Origin of the sequence: Parapedobacter tibetensis (assembly GCF_024704835.1) — a bacterium.
Lineage (GTDB): Bacteria > Bacteroidota > Bacteroidia > Sphingobacteriales > Sphingobacteriaceae > Parapedobacter > Parapedobacter tibetensis.
In genome coordinates this window covers 1-2,708 of the sequence record NZ_JAMXBE010000050.1, presented here as the reverse complement: position 1 = coordinate 2,708, position 2,708 = coordinate 1, and the positions used below count along the sequence as shown (strand labels likewise).

The following is a 2,708-nucleotide window of genomic DNA, read 5'->3' as shown; positions in this document are numbered from 1 at the left end:
TAGGAATAGGTTGATCCGGATGACACAGTTCACGTTACACTACCCAAACTTTGCCATCTGGATACTCCAAATAACTTTGCCCCGAAGGCAATTCGTCAGCGTTAATCATAAATGGTTTACCCGTAGAAAGCTTGCTGTTTCTTAAACGCCTTACCGCCGATGTCCCGATGTTCTCCAATACTTCCAATTCGCTCATGCTGATCAATTTATACTCAAAGATAGGTATATTTTGGGTATTATACAATACCTTGTCCAAAGGCCTTGGCGTCACCGCAGGCTCTCGATAAACAGTCAGGTTAAAAATCTATGTTTACTTTTCCGCTTTTGTTAAAAAACCGATTGCGTACTCCTTTTGTCGTCGACAAATAAAATGGTACAGGGCTAACAGATTGAAAATGCGATGGAGGCTTATGGGGTAAGGCCGGAATCCTCNCACCGCAGGCTCTCGATAAACAGTCAGGTTAAAAATCTATGTTTACTTTTCCGCTTTTGTTAAAAAACCGATTGCGTACTCCTTTTGTCGTCGACAAATAAAATGGTACAGGGCTAACAGATTGAAAATGCGATGGAGGCTTATGGGGTAAGGCCGGAATCCTCAATCTCCTCAAGGATAAGTGGTAGCTAACCAGTTGACCTATTATATCCAATAGTTTTCGTATTTTTGTATTTCACAGCAGAAAGGAGGCATATATGTATTCAGAAGCACGAAAATTACATTTAATTGAAGAGTTGTTAAAAGTAAAGAGTGATACCGTGCTTGCTCAGGTGGAGATCGTTCTAAAAAAAGCGACAAAACCGGTTAAAACCCAAAGGCTTTCTCAGAAGTACGCTGGTTCGTTAAATCTAACCGATGATCAATATGCTGATTTTCAAAACCAAGTAACGGAAGGACGCAAAGAGTGGGAAAGGGATATTTGATTGATACCAATACGGTCATTGATTACCTGGATAATAAGCTGCCGGAAATATGAACTACGAGGTGATTCAACCCAGTTGGGAATTAAAAGGTATTGTAAGCCACTTTTGGGCAGGTAAATGGCACAATTCCGGAAAAAGTGATTCTATCTATTTTTCAACTGCTAATATACAGACAGAGCTGGCATTTGGCTTTCATTGTTCAGGTATTGGCAACCGACAGGAATTAATATTTTCTACCATTCTCGGGCATACAGAAAATTTCAGGCAATTCTCGATGGAAGGGAATATCAATCTATTTGGCGTGTCTTTGTATTCTCATGCCATTCCTAATCTTTTTAATATTTGTACATCAGACCTGACTGATGAAGTGGTTAGTGTAGAGAATCTATTGAGGAGCCAGGGCAAGGTAATCAACGAAAAGATGACAGCAGCTGTCAATACTCCTGATCGCGTAAAAATCCTCAGTGATTTTTTTTCATCTCAATTAGCGAAAAAATACGTTGAAGACAAGGTGATACTATATGCCATTAATAAAATTAGACAGGCCAGAGGAGTTGTAAATGTCAGTTATCTGGCATCAGAATCTTGCCTTTCCCAAAAGCAATTTGAAAGAAGGTTTAAGGGATATACAGGTTTTAATCCAAAGCTGTACTCAAGAATTATACGTTTTGAAACAGCACTTTTTGATAGCAACAGCTACCAAACACTTACCAAGCTTGCTCACGGATCAGGCTACCATGACCAGGCCCATTTTATCCATGAGTTTAAAAAGTTTTCAGGCTTCAGTCCTAATAAGTTCTTATTGCTTACCGGTTATTAAGAATGTCTATTTTTTACAATTCTACCTTTTCTTTCGATTTTATCTTTGGCTGAGAATAGTTCAATGCACTTATCAGCAAATTATTCAAGTATAGCCACATTCTAAAGAGTATTGGTGCCAATTTGTTCTTAGATACAAGACTAAATATGAAAGATTCAACTGCAGTAACAAGAAACAAACAAGATGATGAACAACAGGGAAAGGTAATCCCGGTTCTAGCATGTCCTGACATAAGGGAACAGGTAGCTTTTTATCAGCAACTAGGATTCGAGGTTATTGAGATGCTAACATCACCTAGGGCTTTTGCCTCTGTGAAACTAGGAACAATTGAGCTGATGTTTTATGGCAGCAGAAAGATAGTTCCCGCAGAAAATCCAACAATGTGTTACATTAGAGTGAACGACGTTGATGCACTACATGATGCATTTGCAAGTTCTCTAAAGGAGCTTAGTGGCAGTATACCACGCACAGGAATACCAAGATTTACCACAGTGCGGGATTTGAAAGACGATAGGAGGTTTACTTTGACCGATGCAGGCGGCAATACGTTATATATAGGCTCACCGGTAAAAGCAGGCGAGCCTACTTTTCTCCGAACACTTGAAAATGAGAAATATGCAAAGCTGTTCGCTGTGTTGTATGACATTGTTTATTCAAAAGAAGATCCACTTATGGCAGCAGATAATTTGTCGAGATACGAGATAAATATGGAATTGCTCAATGACTTGGATAAGGCAAAGTATCTTTTGGTACTGTTCGATATTCATCAAAAGATTGGAAAAGCTTATGATGACAAGCACCTCAAGAATTTGTTAAAAACTTACGAAACTGATCAAGGGCAATGGCAAATGATTAGAAAGAAGTATTCGTCGATACTACTTGCTTAAATCAAAGTCTCATAGTTAGATAGGGGCAAAAGCCATTTCGGTAGTGTAACGTGAACTGTGTCATCCGGATCAACCTATTCCTA

Annotated in this window: 4 protein-coding genes; 3 read left to right on the top strand and 1 reads right to left on the bottom strand. The window is 39.0% G+C overall.

Annotated elements, in window-relative coordinates; translation table 11 throughout:
- Positions 1-34 precede the first annotated feature (34 nt).
- Positions 35-271 (bottom strand): hypothetical protein, encoded by a 237-nt coding sequence (locus NF543_RS25140; protein WP_257670955.1) that lies wholly within the window; start codon positions 269-271, stop codon positions 35-37.
- A gap of 419 nt (positions 272-690) precedes the next feature.
- On the opposite strand from NF543_RS25140, the gene NF543_RS25135 reads away from it, so the two are divergent.
- The 3 genes from NF543_RS25135 (at position 691) to NF543_RS25125 (ending at position 2,625) form a co-directional block, all read left to right on the top strand.
- Positions 691-918 carry a hypothetical protein gene (locus tag NF543_RS25135; RefSeq protein ID WP_257670954.1) on the top strand — a complete coding sequence of 76 codons (228 nt, stop codon included), beginning with the start codon at positions 691-693 and terminating at the stop codon, positions 916-918.
- Positions 919-967: 49 nt separating this feature from the next.
- On the top strand, positions 968-1,738 hold the full coding sequence (locus NF543_RS25130) for a helix-turn-helix domain-containing protein (RefSeq protein ID WP_257670953.1): 771 nt from the start codon (positions 968-970) through the stop codon (positions 1,736-1,738).
- Positions 1,739-1,884: 146 nt separating this feature from the next.
- On the top strand, positions 1,885-2,625 hold the full coding sequence (locus tag NF543_RS25125; RefSeq protein WP_257670952.1) for a DUF8817 family protein: 741 nt from the start codon (positions 1,885-1,887) through the stop codon (positions 2,623-2,625).
- The last annotated feature ends 83 nt before the right edge of the window (positions 2,626-2,708 follow it).